At 74.4% G+C, this 15723-nt stretch carries 18 protein-coding genes and 1 pseudogene; 13 read left to right on the top strand and 6 right to left on the bottom strand.

What is annotated here, in order from left to right; translation table 11 throughout:
- On the bottom strand, window positions 1–609 hold a 609-nt coding region (locus R7226_RS28490; RefSeq protein WP_318600852.1), incomplete at its 3' end, for a DUF1275 family protein.
- Window positions 610–826: 217 nt separating this feature from the next.
- Between R7226_RS28490 and R7226_RS28485 the strand changes: the two genes are divergently transcribed.
- From R7226_RS28485 to R7226_RS28470, 4 genes are all read left to right on the top strand, one after another.
- Entirely contained in the window at window positions 827–1738 is a 912-nt protein-coding gene (locus R7226_RS28485; protein ID WP_404827918.1) for a formylglycine-generating enzyme family protein, read from the top strand.
- A gap of 145 nt (window positions 1739–1883) precedes the next feature.
- A complete protein-coding gene (locus tag R7226_RS28480; protein WP_318600850.1) occupies window positions 1884–2420 on the top strand; it encodes a hypothetical protein in 537 nt (178 codons plus the stop codon).
- An 11-nt stretch (window positions 2421–2431) separates the two neighbouring features.
- A complete protein-coding gene (locus R7226_RS28475) occupies window positions 2432–2845 on the top strand; it encodes a phage holin family protein (RefSeq protein ID WP_318600849.1) in 414 nt (137 codons plus the stop codon).
- Window positions 2809–3330, top strand: a complete 522-nt coding sequence (locus tag R7226_RS28470) for a DUF3618 domain-containing protein (RefSeq protein ID WP_318600848.1) — start codon at window positions 2809–2811, stop codon at window positions 3328–3330. Before R7226_RS28475 ends, R7226_RS28470 begins: the two co-directional genes overlap by 37 nt.
- Window positions 3331–3381: 51 nt before the next feature.
- On the opposite strand, the gene R7226_RS28465 is transcribed toward R7226_RS28470, so the two are convergent.
- Entirely contained in the window at window positions 3382–4518 is a 1137-nt protein-coding gene (locus R7226_RS28465) for a carboxylate-amine ligase (RefSeq protein ID WP_318600847.1), read from the bottom strand.
- A gap of 101 nt (window positions 4519–4619) precedes the next feature.
- Between R7226_RS28465 and R7226_RS28460 the strand changes: the two genes are divergently transcribed.
- Both R7226_RS28460 and R7226_RS28455 read left to right on the top strand, forming a co-directional pair.
- On the top strand, window positions 4620–5663 hold the full coding sequence (locus tag R7226_RS28460; protein ID WP_318600846.1) for an iron-containing redox enzyme family protein: 1044 nt from the start codon (window positions 4620–4622) through the stop codon (window positions 5661–5663).
- Between the two features lie 191 nt (window positions 5664–5854).
- Window positions 5855–6646 carry a SigB/SigF/SigG family RNA polymerase sigma factor gene (locus tag R7226_RS28455; RefSeq protein ID WP_318600845.1) on the top strand — a complete coding sequence of 264 codons (792 nt, stop codon included), beginning with the start codon at window positions 5855–5857 and terminating at the stop codon, window positions 6644–6646.
- Here R7226_RS28455 and R7226_RS28450 read toward each other — a convergent pair.
- Window positions 6643–7134: a DUF2294 domain-containing protein gene (locus tag R7226_RS28450; protein ID WP_318600844.1), complete on the bottom strand. Its 492-nt coding sequence runs from the start codon at window positions 7132–7134 to the stop codon at window positions 6643–6645. The two genes, R7226_RS28455 and R7226_RS28450, sit on opposite strands and share 4 nt — an antisense overlap.
- A 47-nt stretch (window positions 7135–7181) precedes the next feature.
- The gene (locus tag R7226_RS28445; RefSeq protein ID WP_318600843.1) at window positions 7182–7520 is read right to left on the bottom strand and encodes a cupin domain-containing protein; all 339 of its coding nucleotides are present in this window, start codon (window positions 7518–7520) and stop codon (window positions 7182–7184) included.
- 87 nt (window positions 7521–7607) lie between these two features.
- Here R7226_RS28445 and R7226_RS28440 point away from each other — a divergent pair, with 87 nt between their 5' ends.
- The gene (locus R7226_RS28440) at window positions 7608–8090 is read left to right on the top strand and encodes a CDGSH iron-sulfur domain-containing protein (RefSeq protein ID WP_318600842.1); all 483 of its coding nucleotides are present in this window, start codon (window positions 7608–7610) and stop codon (window positions 8088–8090) included.
- Window positions 8091–8094: 4 nt separating this feature from the next.
- Here the strand turns inward: R7226_RS28440 and R7226_RS28435 are convergent, their stop codons facing one another.
- The gene (locus tag R7226_RS28435) at window positions 8095–9201 is read right to left on the bottom strand and encodes an alcohol dehydrogenase catalytic domain-containing protein (RefSeq protein WP_318600841.1); all 1107 of its coding nucleotides are present in this window, start codon (window positions 9199–9201) and stop codon (window positions 8095–8097) included.
- A gap of 89 nt (window positions 9202–9290) precedes the next feature.
- Here R7226_RS28435 and R7226_RS28430 point away from each other — a divergent pair, with 89 nt between their 5' ends.
- Genes R7226_RS28430 through R7226_RS28420 form a run of 3 tightly spaced genes read left to right on the top strand, consistent with a single transcriptional unit; the run spans window position 9291 to window position 12483 of the window.
- The gene (locus tag R7226_RS28430) at window positions 9291–10970 is read left to right on the top strand and encodes an acyl-CoA dehydrogenase family protein (RefSeq protein WP_318600840.1); all 1680 of its coding nucleotides are present in this window, start codon (window positions 9291–9293) and stop codon (window positions 10968–10970) included.
- A complete protein-coding gene (locus R7226_RS28425) occupies window positions 10967–11884 on the top strand; it encodes a crotonase/enoyl-CoA hydratase family protein (RefSeq protein WP_318600839.1) in 918 nt (305 codons plus the stop codon). Before R7226_RS28430 ends, R7226_RS28425 begins: the two co-directional genes overlap by 4 nt.
- Entirely contained in the window at window positions 11881–12483 is a 603-nt protein-coding gene (locus R7226_RS28420) for a TetR/AcrR family transcriptional regulator (protein ID WP_318600838.1), read from the top strand. The genes R7226_RS28425 and R7226_RS28420 overlap by 4 nt, the downstream gene beginning before the upstream one ends.
- Before the next feature lie 16 nt (window positions 12484–12499).
- Here the strand turns inward: R7226_RS28420 and R7226_RS28415 are convergent, their stop codons facing one another.
- The gene (locus R7226_RS28415; protein ID WP_318600837.1) at window positions 12500–13396 is read right to left on the bottom strand and encodes a helix-turn-helix transcriptional regulator; all 897 of its coding nucleotides are present in this window, start codon (window positions 13394–13396) and stop codon (window positions 12500–12502) included.
- Window positions 13397–13499: 103 nt separating this feature from the next.
- On the opposite strand from R7226_RS28415, the gene R7226_RS28410 reads away from it, so the two are divergent.
- The 3 genes and pseudogenes from R7226_RS28410 to R7226_RS28400 all read left to right on the top strand — a co-directional run.
- Complete coding sequence (locus R7226_RS28410) at window positions 13500–14534, top strand: zinc-dependent alcohol dehydrogenase family protein (protein ID WP_318600836.1); 1035 nt, start codon at window positions 13500–13502, stop codon at window positions 14532–14534.
- Window positions 14535–14548: 14 nt separating this feature from the next.
- Complete coding sequence (locus R7226_RS28405; RefSeq protein ID WP_318600835.1) at window positions 14549–14962, top strand: (R)-mandelonitrile lyase; 414 nt, start codon at window positions 14549–14551, stop codon at window positions 14960–14962.
- 92 nt (window positions 14963–15054) lie between these two features.
- Window positions 15055–15723 (top strand): annotated as a pseudogene (locus tag R7226_RS28400) (hypothetical protein); the annotation flags it as partial.

Raw genomic sequence — 15723 nt, 5'->3', positions numbered from 1 at the left:
GCGCTGCGCGAGGTCGGCGCCGCTCGCGAGCTGGGCGCCGCCCGCGCCAACATCGCCCGCGCCTGGCGCGCCGCCCCCGCCCGCGACGCGCGCACCCGCGCCCGCCGTGCCGCCGATCGCGGTCAGGTTCAGCACGGTCGTCGCGAGGTTCGCGGCGCCGCGCCCGCGCACGACCGTCGTGCGCAGCCCCATCGCGCCGGCCAGCGCCGCGATCGTCAGCAGCGCCGCCGCATCGCCCGCCCGCGGCTCGAACGCCGCCGCCACGGCGGTCGCGAGCAGCAGCAGCGCGATCTCGACCGCGACCGCCGTGCTCACGCCCGCGCGCGCCGCGCCCGCCGCCTGGATGCCGCCCGCGGTCGTGCCGACCCGCAGCAGCAGCGCCGCGGCGACGCCGCCGGCCACGAAGGCGCACAGCGCGGTCAGCGGAGCGGCGACGTCCGGGGCGCCCTCCGCGCCCGCGACGCCGAGCCCGAGGAAGACGACGTTGCCCGTCTGCATCGCGCAGAAGACCTGCCCGAGGCCGAGGAAGGCGACCGCGTCGAGCATCCCCGTCGCACAGGTCAGCGCCAGCAGCCGCCGTTCTCGCCCGCCCAAGCCCAGTCCCCGCACGACTCCGGATCCTCGCGCAGGGGGCGGACGACGGCGCGGCGGCGCCCGCCGCGCGCGGCTCAACGCTCGTCGTTCGCGCTCGCCCGAGCTACCGTCTCCGGATCATGCCGTTCCTGCTGCTCGCCGCGCTGATCGTCGCCGGCGTCGTCGTGATGCTCAACCCCGGCGGCGCGCACTGATGGCCCGCGCGCCCGCCGCTGCCGACCCGCGCGCCGGGATGGTCCGCCTCGACGGCGGCACCTTCCGCATGGGCAGCGAGGAGTTCTATCCCGAGGAGGCGCCGGTCCACCACGTCGCGCTCGACCCCTTCTGGATCGACGCGCGCCCGGTCACCGTGCGCGACTTCCGCCGCTTCGTGCAGGAGACCGGCCACGTCACGCACGCCGAGCGGGCGCCCGACCCCGCCCTCTACCCCGACGCCGACCCGGCGCTGCTGGTGCCCGGCTCGCTCGTCTTCCGCAAGCCGCCGCGGCGCGTCCCGCTCGCCGACTGGCGGCGCTGGTGGGCGTGGGTCCCCGGCGCCGACTGGCGCCATCCCGGCGGGCCGGGCACGAGCGTGAAGGGCCGCGACCGCCACCCGGTCGTCCATGTCGCCCACGCGGACGCGACGGCGTACGCGGCGTGGGCCGGCAAGGCGCTGCCGACCGAGGCCGAGTGGGAGTACGCGGCGCGCGGCGGGCTCGACGGCGCGCGCTACGCCTGGGGCGAGGAGGAGCGGCCCGGCGGGCGCCTGATGGCCAACCACTGGCAGGGCGAGTTCCCGTGGGAGAACCGCAAGGCGAAGGGCTGGGAGGGCACCTCGCCGGTCGCGACCTTCCCGCCGAACGGCTTCGGCCTCTGGGACATGGCCGGCAACACGTGGGAGTGGACCGACGACTTCTTCACCGCCGCCCACGAGGCGGCGCCGTCGCCCTGCTGCGCGCCGCGCAACCCGCGCGCTGAGGACGCCGCCGCGAGCTGCCGCCCGGACGAGCCCGGCGGCGACTTCCCGCGTCGCACGATCAAGGGCGGCTCGCACCTCTGCGCGCCCAACTACTGCCTGCGCTACCGCCCCGCCGCGCGCCAGGGCGAGCCGGTCGACACGACCACCAGCCACATCGGCTTCCGCTGCGTCGCGCGCGAGCGCTGAGCGACCGACTGAACCGGTCAACGCACCGGGCGCTCACCCGCTCGCCTCCCCAGGTTGCGATCGTCGGGGGCGGGTAACTCGTGCTCGCGGTCCGAGCCACCCGACCGGAAGCGCAGTTCAGTCCATTCTTTCGGAAGGAGTCGCGATGGCCATCGACAGCCAGAGCACCGTTGACGCCCAGGGCGCCAAGGAGCAAGTGCAGGAGAAGGCCCAGCAGGCCGCGCAGGAGGCGAGATCCCGCCTTCACGATCAGGTCGACCAGCGCTCGACGCAGGTCGGCGAGCAGGTGTCCTCCAGCGCGCAGGCGCTGCGCTCGACGGCTGAGCAGCTCAGAGACGAGGGGCAGGACGGTCCCGCGAAGGCTGCCGAGCAGCTCGCCGGCCATGCCGAGAAGGTCGGCAGCTATCTGAGCGAGTCCGATGCCGACCGGATCCTCCACGACGTGGAGGAGTTCGCTCGCAGACAGCCGCTGGCGGTCGTCGGGATCGGGCTGTTCGCCGGGTTCGCGGCGTCGCGCTTCCTGAAGGCGTCGAGCCGCTCTCGCTACGAGCGCCGCGGCGACGTCGGCTACCAGCCGCCACGGCGGATCGCCTCGCCGACCGCCCCGGAGGCATCCTCGCCGGCCATCCCGCCGGCCGCCGCGCCGTCGGTTCCGCCGCCGGTGCCCAGCGGCCTGGGCTAGAGGAGGCGACGATGGAGAACCACGATCGCCGCGACGAGTCGATCGGCGAACTGGTGCGCGATCTCGCCGGCGAGACCAACACGCTCCTGCGGCAGGAGATCGAGCTGGCGAAGGCGGAGCTGAGCGAGAAGGTCAGAGCCGCCGGAAAGGGCGCCGGCATGTTCGGCGCCGCCGGCGTCGTCGCGCTGCTCTCGCTGGGGGCGCTGACAGCGTGCCTGATCGCGCTGCTGGCGACCGCGCTGGACCACGTCTGGCTGGCGGCGTTGATCGTCGCACTGGTCTACGGGGCGATCGCCGGCGTGCTCGCGATGCGCGGCCGCGACGAGGTCAAGGAAGCGGCGCCGCCGGTGCCGGAACAGACGATCGAGACTTTGAAGGAGGACGTCGAATGGGCCAAGACCCGGACGCGATCCGCCGCGAGGTAGAGCACACACGCGAGCGGATGGGCGAGACGATCGACGCGCTCGGCTACAAGGCCGACGTCAAGACCCGCACCAAGGAGAACATCTCCGGAAAGGTCGACACCGTGAAGGAACGACTCGGCGTCGCGACCGACAAGGTCAGCGACGTGACGCCCGACGGCGATCAGGTCAAGCAGCAGACCAGACGCGCGGTCGGCATCGCGCAGGAGAACCCGCTCGGCCTCGCCGTCGGAGCAGCCGCGATCGGCTTCCTCGCCGGGATGCTGATCCCCAGCTCGCGCGTCGAGGACGAGAAGCTCGGACCGATGGCCGACCAGGTCAAGGAACAGGTCAAGCAGACCGGTCAGGAAGCGCTTGAGCACGGCAAGCAGGTCGCGCAGAGCGCGGCCGAGACCGTCAAGGACGAGGCCCAGGAGCACGGCCAGCAGCTCGCCGACAGCGCCCGCGAGAACGCCGGCGCGGTCAGCGCCGGCAACTCCTCCAGCTGACGACGCCGCCGCTGGCAGGCCGGCATGCCCGGCTGCCGGCGGCGCGCGCCCTCAGGCGCAGAAGCGCTCGGTCAGCCAGCGCGCGAGCCCGTCGACGCCGCGCTCGCGCGCGACCGCGCGCTGGCGCACGGCGCCGTTGGCGACGATCGCCGCGCGTGTCGCGAGGAGCGCGTCGCCGCAGCCGAGGCGCTCCGCCGCCGGCGCGACCGCGTCGACCAGCTCGCCGAGCCGGTCGCGCGTGGGCACGCGCTCCCCGCTGCCGAGGTCGGCGAGCGTGCCGTCGAGACCGTGCCGCAGCGCCGACCAGCGGTTCTCCTCGATCCGCCACGTCGGCGCGTCGGGCAGCGGCTCGCCGGCGTCGTGACGCTCCGCGAGCGTCGCGACCAGCGCCTGCGCGAACGCGATCACGCCGGTCGCCTCCCCGACCGTCGTCTGCGCGTCCGGGACGCGCAGCTCCAGCGTGCCGAACGCGGCGTGCGGACGCAGCTCCCACCACCACATCCGCGGCTGCGGGACCGACCCGGCGCGCGCGCCCCAGCGCAGCTCTGCCGCGAACTGCTCCCAGCTCTCCAGCCGCGGCGGGACGCCCTGGCGCGGCAGCTGCTCGCAGATCGTCGGGCGCGCCGACGCGAGGCCGCTGTCGCGCCCGCCATGGAACGGCGCGTTGGCCGCCAGCGCCGTCAGCTCGGGCAGGTACGTGCGCAGCGCGTTGTAGACGGCGAGCGTGCGATCGGCGCCGCCGACGGCGACGTGCACCTGCAGCCCCGCGACGAGCTGGCGCCGCGCGATCGACCCGTACTCCGCCTGCAGCACGTCGTAGCGCCCGCCGCTGCTCAGCACCCCCTCGGCAGCGCTGAAGGGATGCACGCCGGCGACCGCCGGCAGCACCAGCCCGTCGGCGGCGGCCGCGAGATCGCGGCGCGCGGCGGTGAGCTGCGCGACGGCATCGGCGACCGACGCCGCCGGCGCGGTCGCGATCTCGAGCTGGGCCGCCGGCAGCTCGGGCTTGAAGCGCCCGTCGCCGCCGAGCCGGCGCAGCAGCTCGCCGGCGACCGCTGCCAGCTCGAGCGTGTCCGGGTCCAGCAGCATCAGCTCCTCCTCGACGCCGACGGTGAAGCCGCCCGCCGCGTCGAAGCGGCGGCGCAGCTCGTCGGCGCCTGGAGGGTTCGACAGCGCGGTCGTCGTCATCACGCTCAGATTGACCGCTGGCGGCGGTCTCCAACCCCCATCGGCGATGGCGGGCGTTCGCGGTCGGTTTGAAGCCACGCGCTCGCGAGAAGCTAATGGCCATGGCGACGACCGTCACGCGCCCCGCCGGACCCCGCACGATCGAGCTTCCGACGCCGCGTGGGCCGCTGAGCGAGCGCCTCTTCACCACCCTGCTGCTGCCGGCCGGAACGCGGCTCGACGCGCCCGTCCCCGAGCAGCTCGAAGCGAGCGCCGACCCGCTCGTCGACGAGGACCTGCAGCTCGCGCTCTACGTCAGCTACGAGCTGCACTACAGCGAGCTCGCCGGCGTCGACCCCGACTGGGAATGGGATCCCGGCCAGCTCGCCTTCCGCGCCGCGCTCGAGCGTCCCTTCGAAGCCGCGATCCGTCAGCTCGTGGGATCGATCGAGGAGGTCGATCCGACGCAGGTCGGCACGGCACTGCAGGAGCTGATCGCCGCGGACGACGGGCCACCGCTGTCGCGCCGGATCGAGACGCGCGCCGACGCGGAGCAGGTGCGCGAGTTCCTGATCCACCGCTCTGCCTACCAGCTCAAGGAGGCCGATCCCCATTCGTGGGCGATCCCCCGCCTGGCCGGGAGACCGAAGGCCGCGCTCGTCGAGATCCAGACCGACGAGTACGGCGGCGGCGACGCCGAGCGCATCCACGCGGTGCTGTTCGCGAAGGCGATGCGCGCGCTCGGGCTCGACCCCGCCTACGGCACGTATCTGGAGCGGCTGCCCGCGATCACGCTCGCGACGGTCAACCTGATGTCGCTGTGCGGGCTGCACCGGCGCCTGCGCGGCGCGATCGTCGGCCACCTCGCCGCGTTCGAGATGACCTCGTCGCTGCCCAACCGGCGCTATGGCAACGCCCTGCGCCGTCTCGGCTTCGACCGCGACGCGACCGACTTCTTCGACGAGCACGTGACGGCCGACGCCGTGCACGAGAACATCGCGGCGTGGGACCTCGCCGGCGGGCTCGCGACCGCCGAGCCGCAGCTCGCGGGCGACATCCTCCTCGGCGCCCGCGCGCTGCTGGCGATCGAAGCCCGCTGGGCCGAGCACCTGCTCGCCGCCTGGGACGACGACGCCAGCTCGCTGCTGCCGCCCGCGCACGCGTAGCTGCTCCCGCCCTGCCGGCTGCGTCCGGGAGTGGGTTCCGGGGTCAGCGGGTACGGTCTGAAGAGAAGGCGAACGTCTCACTGGGTTCTTTCGGCCCCGTTCGTCTCAGGTCAGTCACGCGGCAAGAGCGCGCTCAGTCCCTCGGGCGGGTTCCGGCGGTGGTCCATTCGCAGTCGAGTCAAGGATCGCCTATGTCAGTTTCGCTCGCCCCACCGGCATCACCGGGTCGTCACCCGGACTCGTCGCCCCCCAGCACGATCCGCGCGGAGGAGCTGATCCGGCGCTACCGCGAGACGAACGATCCGCGCTGCCGCGCCCGCGCGATCGAGTCGCACCTGCCGCTGGCGCACAAGCTCGCGCGCCGGTACCACCCCGGCCCCGAACCGCTCGACGATCTGGTGCAGGTCGCCTGCGTCGGCCTCGTGAAGGCGATCGATCGCTTCGATCCGGACGCCGGCTACCGCTTCGCGTCGTTCGCGATCCCGACGATCACCGGAGAGCTGCGCCGTCACTTCCGTGACACGACGTGGTCGGTTCACGTCCCGCGCGGCGTCCAGGAGGACGCCCTGCGGCTGCGCCGCGCGACGACCGAGCTGAGCGAGCGCTCGGGACGCGCCCCGACCGTCGGCGAGCTGACCGCCGCGACCGGGCTCGACGCCGAGCAGATCACCGAAGCGCTGCACGCGACGACCGCCAAGGCGACCGCGTCGCTCGACCGTCCCGTGCTCGGCCACGACGACGGCAGCGGCGGCAGCGTGACCGTCGGTGACACGATCGGCGCCGACGACCACGGCTTCGTCCTCGCCGAGCACCGCAGCGCGCTCGCGCCGAGACTGCGCGATCTGTCGCCGCGGGACCGCGAGCTGCTCCGCCTGCGCTTCGTCGAGGACATGACGCAGCTCGAGATCGCGCAGCGGATCGGCTGCTCCCAGATGCAGGTCTCGCGGCTGCTGCGGCGCGCGCTCGAGCAGCTCGCGCGTTAGCCGTTCGCGTCGCCTCTGACCGGCGTCCGTGCCGGCGGATCGAGCGCCGCGTCGTCGGTCGCCTGCCCGACCGGCTTCTGCTGGACCTGGCCCGCCGAGGTCGCATGCACGGCCATCTCCGGAGCCGGCTCGTCGAAGAGGAAGAGCTCGACGACGGTGTTGGGCTCGAACAGCACCTGGCTCTGGTAGGTGACGACCTTGCGGCCGGTCAGCTTCTCGACCGCCCCGACGAGCCGGTCGGTCATCTCGTTCTGGAACTCCTGGCGGAAGTGACGGACGACGTCGGAGCGGCCGAACTCCAGCATCGTGCGTTCGGCCGTCGTCATCCCGTCTCGCATCACCACCACGAGCAGGTCGTCGAGCATGTAGGACTTGGCGCGCGTGGGGCCGCGACCGAAGTACTCCTTCATCACGCGCACCATCTCGTTCGAAATCTGGGACAGCAGCTCGGCGCCTCGCGCCTGCGTGTTCTCCTCGATCTCTGCCATGGACAACCTTTACCCGCGTCCGCGGCGCCCGACAACAGCCGGCGGCTTCAGCCGGCCGCGGCGCGCTGGTTCGGATGTCCGGGGCCGGGCCACGGGGCCAGCAGCAGGATCAACCGCGTGTCCGCGATGGCGCGCACGGCGTGGCGCTCGCCCGGGCGCCAGTGGACGAGCGCGCCGGAGCTCACGCGGCGCGTGGTGCCGTCGCCGTCGAGTTCGACCGATCCCTCGTGCACGTGCAGCCACGCGTGCTCGTGGACCTCGTGATCCTGCAGCTCCTCGCCGGCCGGCAGGTTGATCGCGATCACGCGCGCCGCGCCTTCGTCGGAGTGCAGCACCTGTGGCTGGTGCGGCTCGATCTCGAGCGCGGCGATGTCCCAGATCTCCATGGAACGGCGTCTACCCGCGTTCCCCGCACGCATATCCGCGCGCGCGGGCGCTGCGTGAAGCGCCCAGGTCGCGGGTAGCCGAGACGCATGTCATCGATCTCGACAGCCCTTCGGCACGGTGCGGACAGCGGCCCGGCGATCGACCTGCTCCCGCTCGGCCTGCGCCAGCGGGTCTCCGCCGAGATCTTCCAGGCGCTCGTGCTCGCGGGCGTCGCCAGTCGCGCCGACGGCCGTGACGAGCTGACCGCCGCGGACCTGCTCGACGCGCTCATCGCGGCGACGGGCAGATCGTCGAGCGCGCGGGCGGCCGCCGAGCAGGCAGGCCCGCTCCCCGCGCGTGCTCCGGCGCCGGCGCGCGTGACGCCGTACCGCGACGGTCCGTACCTGCTGCGCGGCGCGTTCGAGCTGACCGACCAGGACGGCGAGCCGATCCCCTGCTCGCGCTCGACGGTCGCGCTGTGCCGCTGCGGCCGCTCCCAGATCCGCCCGTTCTGCGACGGCACGCACAAGCTGATCGACTTCAGAGCGCAAAGCGGCGCAGAGGCCGACGTCGGCGCGGCCGCACCGTGACCGCTCAGCGCGGGTCGCGCGCGAGGACGACCTTCGTCGTCTTCGCGCCGTAGGCGGTGGGCGCGTCCTCCCAGTCGGCCAGCAGCGTCGTCACGCGCTCGGCCGGGAATCCGCTGCCGGCGACGAAGCGCAGCAGGTCGGGCAGCGTCGCGCGGGCGTGCGAGACGCCGATCCGCAGCGTCGCGTCGGTGGCGTACATGCGCATCAGCGGCAGCCGCGTGCCGGAGGCGAGGTAGTAGCCGACGGCGGTGCAGCTCCCGCCCGGGGCGAGCGCTCGCAGCGCGGCGCGCAGGCCGGCGGCGCGGGAGGTCGCCTCGACGGCGACCTCGTAGCGGCCGTCGAGCCGCTGCCGGCGCCGTTGGAGCGGCGCGGCACGGGCGCCGAACGACGCCGCGATCGAGCGCCGTGCCGGATCGTCGTCGAGGTAGTCGACGACCGCGGCGCCGTGCGCGACGGCCAGCCCGGCGGCGTAGAGGCCGATGCTCTTGGCGCCGCCGCCGAGCACCAGGACGCGGCCGCCGGGACGCTCGGCGAGCGCGGGCACGACGGCGCGCCAGGCGTCGGCGAGGTTGTCGCTCCCCGCGGCCACCCGCTCGGCCGGGACCCCGGCGGGAACCGGCACGAGCATGTGGGACGCGAACGGCACGCGCAGCAGGTCGGCGACCATCCCGCCCCACGGCCCGGCCGCCGGCCCGAAGCCGTATGCGGCCAGCTCGCCGGCGGCGGCCTCGCACTTCGAGGTCAGGCCGGCGCGGCAGCGGGCGCAGTCGCCGCAGGAGACGGCCCACGGCACGACGACCGTCTCGCCGACGCTCAGGCCGCTCACCGCGCTTCCGAGCGCGACGACCTGCGCGACGCACTCGTGCCCGATCGCGAACGGGCCGCGGAACGGCACCCTGCCGCAGATGCACGCGACGACCGGATCGATCGCGCGGACCGCGATCCCGGCCTGCATTACCCGCGAGACGGGCCGGTGCAGCGGCACCGTGTCGCCGTCGCAGCGGCTCGCCAGGAACGGCCGCACGATCGCGTCGGTCGGCCGAACCAGCTCGGGGTCGGGGCGCTGCGCCCATGCCAGGGTTCCCGCGCGGATGTGGTGAAGCTCTCGCATGATCAGCGGTACAGTAGTGTGAATCCGGATTCACACCGCGCTGCGGCATGCGGCGCGCGCATGGCGAACCGAGCGGACGGAGGAGCGGGATGAGCGCAACCGAGCAGATCTCGACGGACGGGCCGGGCCGCGCAGCCGGCGCCGCCGCGGCGCCCGACGCCGCGCCGACGCGGCGCGTGCTCAACCAGGCGCCGTCGCTGCAGCCGATCAACTTCTACGACGTCGACCTGCCGCTGCGGGAGGCGCTCCAGCGCGAGGGCGGTGCGTGGGGCGAGGAGCGGGCGCGGGAGATCGGCGCCGCCGCCGGCACCGTCGAGGCGCGTGAGCACGGGCTGCGCGCCGAGCGCAACGAGCCGGTCCTGACGCCCTACGACCGCTGGGGCAACCGCGTCGACACGGTCGAGCTGGATCCCTCCTGGCACTGGCTGCTGCGCGGCGGCATCGAGCGCGGCCTCGCCGGGCTGCCGTGGCGCGAGCCGAGAGCGGGCGGCCACGTCGTCCGCGCGGCGCTCTTCAACCTCTGGACCAACGCCAACGGCGGCGTGATGTGCCCGATCTCGATGACCTACGCGGTCGTCCCCGCGCTGCGCGACGGCGCGCCGCGGCTGGCGGCCGAGTGGGAGGAGCGGCTCACCCGCCCCGACTGCGACGGCGGCGCGATCGCCGGCATGGCGATGACCGAGCGCCAGGGCGGCTCGGACGTGCGCGCCAACATCACGACCGCGACCCCGGCCGGCGGCGGCGACTACGAGCTGTGGGGCCACAAGTGGTTCTGCTCCTACCCGCCGTGCGACGTCTTCCTCGTGCTCGCGCAGGCGCCGGCCGGCCTCTCCTGCTTCCTCGTCGAGCGCGGGCCGGGGATGGAGTTCCAGCGGCTGAAGGACAAGCTCGGGACCCGCTCCCTCCCCTCCTCCGAGGTCGAGTTCCGCGGCATCCGCGGCCGCCTCGTCGGCACTGAGGGCGGCGGCGTCAAGGCGATCATCCGGATGGTCAACCACACGCGGCTCGACTGCCTGATCGGCTCGACGATCTCGATCCGCCGCGGCACCGTCGAGGCGATCCATCACGCCCGCCACCGCTCCGCCTTCGGCGCGAAGCTGGTCGACCAGCCGGCGATGCTGAACGTGCTCGCCGACCTGGCGCTGGAGTCGGAGGCCGCGACGGCCGTCTCGATGCGGGTCGCGCGCGCCTACGACGAGGACGACGCCGCCTTCCGCCGGCTCGCCACCGCGGTGATGAAGTACCACGTCTGCAAGCGCGCCTCGCCGCATGCCAACGAGGCGCTCGAGTGCCTCGGCGGCAACGGCTTCGTCGAGGACTCCGGCCTGCCGCTGCTCTACCGCGACGCGCCGTTGATGTCGATCTGGGAGGGCTCCGGCAACGTCGCCGCGCTCGACGTGCTGCGGGCGCTCGTGAAGGAGCCCGAGGGCCTGCCGGCGCTGCTCGCGGAGTGCGCGCTGGCCAGCGGTGCCGACGCCCGCTTCGACACCCACCTGGCGCGGGCGCGCGGCCAGGTAGAGGCGCTCTTCTCGGCGTCGGATGCGCGCACCGTCGAGGAGCGGATCTTCGAGAGCCAGTTCCTCGCGCGCCGGATCGTCGAGGACCTCGCCGTCGCGCTGCAGGGCAGCCTGCTGCTGCGCCACGCCCCGCCGGCCGTCGCCGACGCCTTCTGCCGCGCGCGCCTCGGCGGCGAGGGCGGCCGCGCGTACGGGACGCTGCCGGCCGGCGTCGACGCGCGCGCGATCGTCGACCGGGCGCTCCTAGCATGAGCGAGATCCGCACCATCCGATACTCCGTCGCGGACGGGATCGGCCGGATCGTGCTCGACCGTCCCGCGCGCGGCAACGGGCTGACGCCGCTGCTGCTGCACGAGCTGGAGACGACGGTCGAGCGCGCCGACCTCGACCCCGCGGTGCGCGTGATCGTGCTGTCGGGCGCCGGCTCCGGCTTCTGCGGCGGCTACGACCTCGTCGAGGCCGCCGAGCAGCGCGCCGGCGGCTCGGAGGCCGTCGGCGCGCCGCCGCCCGGCGCGCCGACCGAGCCGGCGGCGATCGCCGCCAACCACGACCCGGCGCGCCCGTGGGATCCGATGGCCGACCACGCGATGATGCGCCGCAACGTGCGCGCGTTCATGTCGCTGTTCCACGCGCAGACGCCGGTCATCTGCAAGGTCCACGGCTTCTGCGTCGCCGGCGGCAGCGACCTCGCGCTCTGCTCCGACCTGCTCGTGATCGCCGCCGACGCGAAGATCGGCTACCCGCCGGCGCGCGTCTGGGGCGTGCCGACGACGGCGCTGTGGGCGGAGCGGATCGGCGCCCAGCGCGCGAAGCGGCTGCTGTTCACCGGCGACTGCCTCTCCGGCACCGAGGCGGTCGAGTGGGGGCTCGCGATCGAGGCGCCGCCGGCCGCTGAGCTGGACGCGCGGGTCGACGCGCTCGCGGCGCGCGTCGCGCGCATGCCGGCCAACCAGCTCGCGCTGATGAAGCTGCTCGTCAACCAGCAGACGCTCGCGGGCGGTCTGCCCGCGACGCAGCTGATCGGCACGGTCTTCGACGGCATCGCGCGCCACACCGCCGAGGGCCACGCCTTCCAGCAGCGGGCCGCCGACGCCGGCTTCCGCGCCGCCGTGCGCGAGCGCGACGAGCCGTTCGGCGACGCCGGGCTGGCGACCTTCAAGGGATGAGCGCGACCACCGACAGCGGCTCGGCCACGCGCGACAGGCTGCTGCTGGCGGCGCGCGAGGTCGTCGAAGCGCACGGCTACGGCGGCGCCTCGGTCGCCGCGATCGCGACGCGGGCCGGGGTCGCCAACGGCACGCTGTACCGCCACTTCCCCTCCAAGGCGGAGCTGTTCGTCGAGGTCTTCCGCGACGTCTGCGACCGCGAGATCGCGGCCGCCACGAAGGCTGCTCTGACGGCCGACGACCCGCTCGGCAAGCTCGACGCCGTGCTCGTCACCTTCGCCCGGCGGGCGCTGGCCAACCCGCTGCTGGCGTGGGCGCTGATCGCCGAGCCGGTCGACCCGGCGGTCGAGCGCGTGCGGCTCGAGTACCGCCGCACCTACACCGGCCACGTCGCGCGCCTGGTCAGAGCGGCGATCCGCCACGGCCAAGCGCCCCCGCAGGATGCCGCGATCGCCGCCGCCGCGCTGGTCGGCGCCGGCAACGAGGTGCTCGCCGGCCCGCTCTCGCCGCTGGCCGGCGGCGCGCACGACCCGGTCGCGGCGATCGAGACGCTGCGCACGCTCTGCCGCCGCGCGCTCGGCGCGAGCGACGGCGTGTGAGCCGGTGAGGCGCCCGTCACGCGCGCGCGTCGGGGCGTTCTGACGCCAGCGGCGTCCGCGCCTCGGTGGCGGCCCAGCTGCCGAGCAGGTCGAGCGCCGCGGCGGAGGCGCTGCCGGGCTCGGCGCTGTACGCGAGGACCGAGAGGTCGTCGTCGGCGGTGAGGTCGAGGACCTCGAAGGTCAGGTCCAGCTCGCCGACGAGCGGATGGCGCAGGCGCTTGGCGCCCGCGCGGTGGGTGCGCACGTCGTGGCTGGCCCAGCGGACCCTGAACTCGGCGCTGCGCGTCGAGAGCTGCCCGATCAGGTCGCTCAATTCGCGGTCGTACGGGTTGCGGCCGGCGGTGACGCGCAGCAGCGCGACGGTGATGTCGGCCGCCTCCTCCCACCAGTCGGGATACAGCTCGTGCGAGCGCGGGTCGAGGAAGATGAAGCGGGCGTGGTTGGGCGGCTGCTCGGGGCTGTCGAAGATCGGCCCGTACAGCGCGCGTCCCAGCAGGTTGGCGGCGAGCAGGTCGCCGCGGCCGTTCTGCACGACGGCGGCCGCCCCGGTGATCGCGTCGAGCAGCCGCTGGACGCCGGGCCGCACGACGTCGCGCTTGGCCGGACGGCGACGCGCCCGCGGCCGGACGGCCGGCTGGACCGCGCGGGCGAGGTCGTGCAGGTGCGCGCGCTCGGCGTCGTCGAGGTGCAGCGCTCTGGCGAGCGCCTCCAACACGCCGGCCGAGACGCCGCTGAGGTCACCGCGCTCCAGCTTGGTGTAGTACGGGACGCTGACGCCGGCCAGGACGGCGACCTCCTCGCGGCGCAGGCCGGGGACGCGGCGCGGACCGTAGCCCGGCAGCCCGACCTGCTCGGGCGTGACCCGCGCTCGGCGGGAGGTGAGGAACTCGCGGATGTCGTCCTTGGGATCCATCGCCTTCTCAGGCTAGGGCCAGCGCATGCGTCCTGAGGGATACCGTGAGTATCCCCCTCACAGGGTCTCTCACCGGCGGCCGATCGGGCATACGGTGAATGCCATGAAAGCCACTCTCATGCACGCCGCCGGCGACGTCCGCATCGCGGACGTCCCCGATCCCGTCCTTGTCGATCCGACCGACGCGATCGTCCGCGTCACCAGCGCCTGCATCTGCGGCAGCGACCTCTGGCCGTACGCCGACATGGCGCCGAGCGAGAGCGGCGCGCCGATGGGCCACGAGGCGATCGGCGTCGTCGAGGAGGTCGGCGCCGGCGTCGAGACGATCAAGCGCGGCGACCTCGTGATCATGCCGTTCGCCTACTCCGACGGGACCTGCGACTTCTGCCACGAGGGCCTGCATACCGCCTGCGTCCACGGCGGCTTCTTCGCCAACGGCGGCCTCAACGGCGCGCAGGCCGAGGCGCTGCGGATCCCGCTCGCCGACGGCACGCTCTACCCGCTGAACGTCGGCGCCGACGACGCGCTGATCCCCTCGCTGCTGACGCTCTCCGACGTCCTCGGCACCGGCCACCACGCCGCCGTCGTCGCCGGCGTCAAGCCCGGTCACAAGGTCGCCGTCGTCGGCGACGGCGCCGTCGGCCTGTGCGGCGTGATCGCCGCCAAGCGTCTCGGCGCCGAGCAGATCATCGTCATGGGCCGCCACCAGGTGCGCACCGACCTGGCACGCGAGCTGGGCGCGACCGACGTCGTCGCCGAGCGCGGCGAGGAGGCGATCCAGCGCGTGCGGGAGCTGACCGGCGGCACCGGCGTCCACGGCGTCCTGGAGTGCGTTGGCACCGCGGCCTCGACCGAGACCTCCGTCGCGATCGCCCGCCCGGGCGGCGCGGTCGGCCGCGTCGGCGTCCCCCACTACGGCACGATCCCGCTCGCCCAGCCGATGTTCTACAAGAACGTCCGCATCGGCGGCGGCCCCGCCCCGGTGCGCGCCTACATCGACGAGCTGCTGCCGGACATCCTCGACGGCAAGATCCAGCCCGGCCGCGTCTTCGACCGCACCGTCGGCCTCGACGGCGTCCCCGACGGCTATCGCGCGATGGCCGGCCGCGAGTCCATCAAGGTGCTCGTCACCCCCTGACCAGGAGCGACCGCATGAAGATCACCCGCAGCTCGATCGACACCCAGAAGGGCCCGGCCGACTGGTTCACCGGTGACGTCTACATCGACGCCGTCGCCGCCCCCGAAGCGACCTCGACGTTCGCCGCGGCCGTCGTGCACTTCACGCCCGGCGCCCGCACCGCCTGGCACACCCACCCCCACGGACAGACGATCTTCGTCACCGAGGGCGAAGGCCGCTGCCAGCGCGAAGGCGGCCCGATCGAGCTGATCAAGCCCGGCGACCGCGTCTTCTTCGAGCCCGGCGAGAACCACTGGCACGGCGCCGCGCCCAACCGCTTCATGGTCCACATCGCCATGCAGCAGGTCGACGAGAGCGGCTCGCCCGTGGTTTGGGGCGAGCACGTCACCGACGAGCAGTACGGCGCCGCGCCCTCCACCGCCGACTGACGGGACGAAGAGCGCCGGACCTACGTGGAACCGACGTAGGCGCGCGCCGCACGCTCGCGACGACGCGCCCACGCGGCTGTACGGTGCCCGCCGTGCTCGACCGCATCCGACTGCTCACCGCACCGCTCGTCACGCTGGCACTGGCGCTCGCGCCGGGCGCGCCGGCGCAGGCGATGACCCCGCCGCCGACGCCGATCACGTCCTGCACGACGGCGGCGCTCGACGCCGCCGTCGCCGCCGGCGGCGACTACGTGTTCGCGTGCGACGGCACGATCCCCGTCCCGGCTGCCTACGAGCTGCCGGCCGGCCGCTCGCTGGTGCTCGACGGCGCCGGGCGCAACGTCACGCTCATAGGTCCCTCGATCTGGGTCACCGAGACCGGGCGCGGCTTCATGACGGTCGCCGGCACGCTCGTCCTGAAGCACCTCCGCGTGACCGGCTTCCAGGTCGGCGGCTTTGCGTTCGAGGGCGTCGCGGGCGCGCCGGGCAGACCCGGAGCCGACGGCAGACCCGGGACCGCCGGCACCAACGGAGCGGCCGGCGGAGCCGGCGGACCAGGCGGCGACGGCGGCGTCGGCGGCAGCGGCGGCGCCGGCCGCAGCGCCCGCGGCGGCGCGCTGACGATCGCCCCCTCCGGCCGCGTCACGCTCGACCACGTCTCGCTCGACGCCAACGTGGCGCTCGCCGGCGTTGCCGGCGTCGGCGGGCCCGGTGGCGGCGGCGGCACCGGCGGCCCCGGGGGGAGCGGCGGTCACGCCCAG

This window comes from Conexibacter stalactiti (assembly GCF_033542075.1).
Lineage (GTDB): Bacteria > Actinomycetota > Thermoleophilia > Solirubrobacterales > Solirubrobacteraceae > Conexibacter > Conexibacter stalactiti.
Note: the sequence above shows the minus strand (reverse complement) of the source record. Positions and strands in the feature narration are given on the sequence as shown.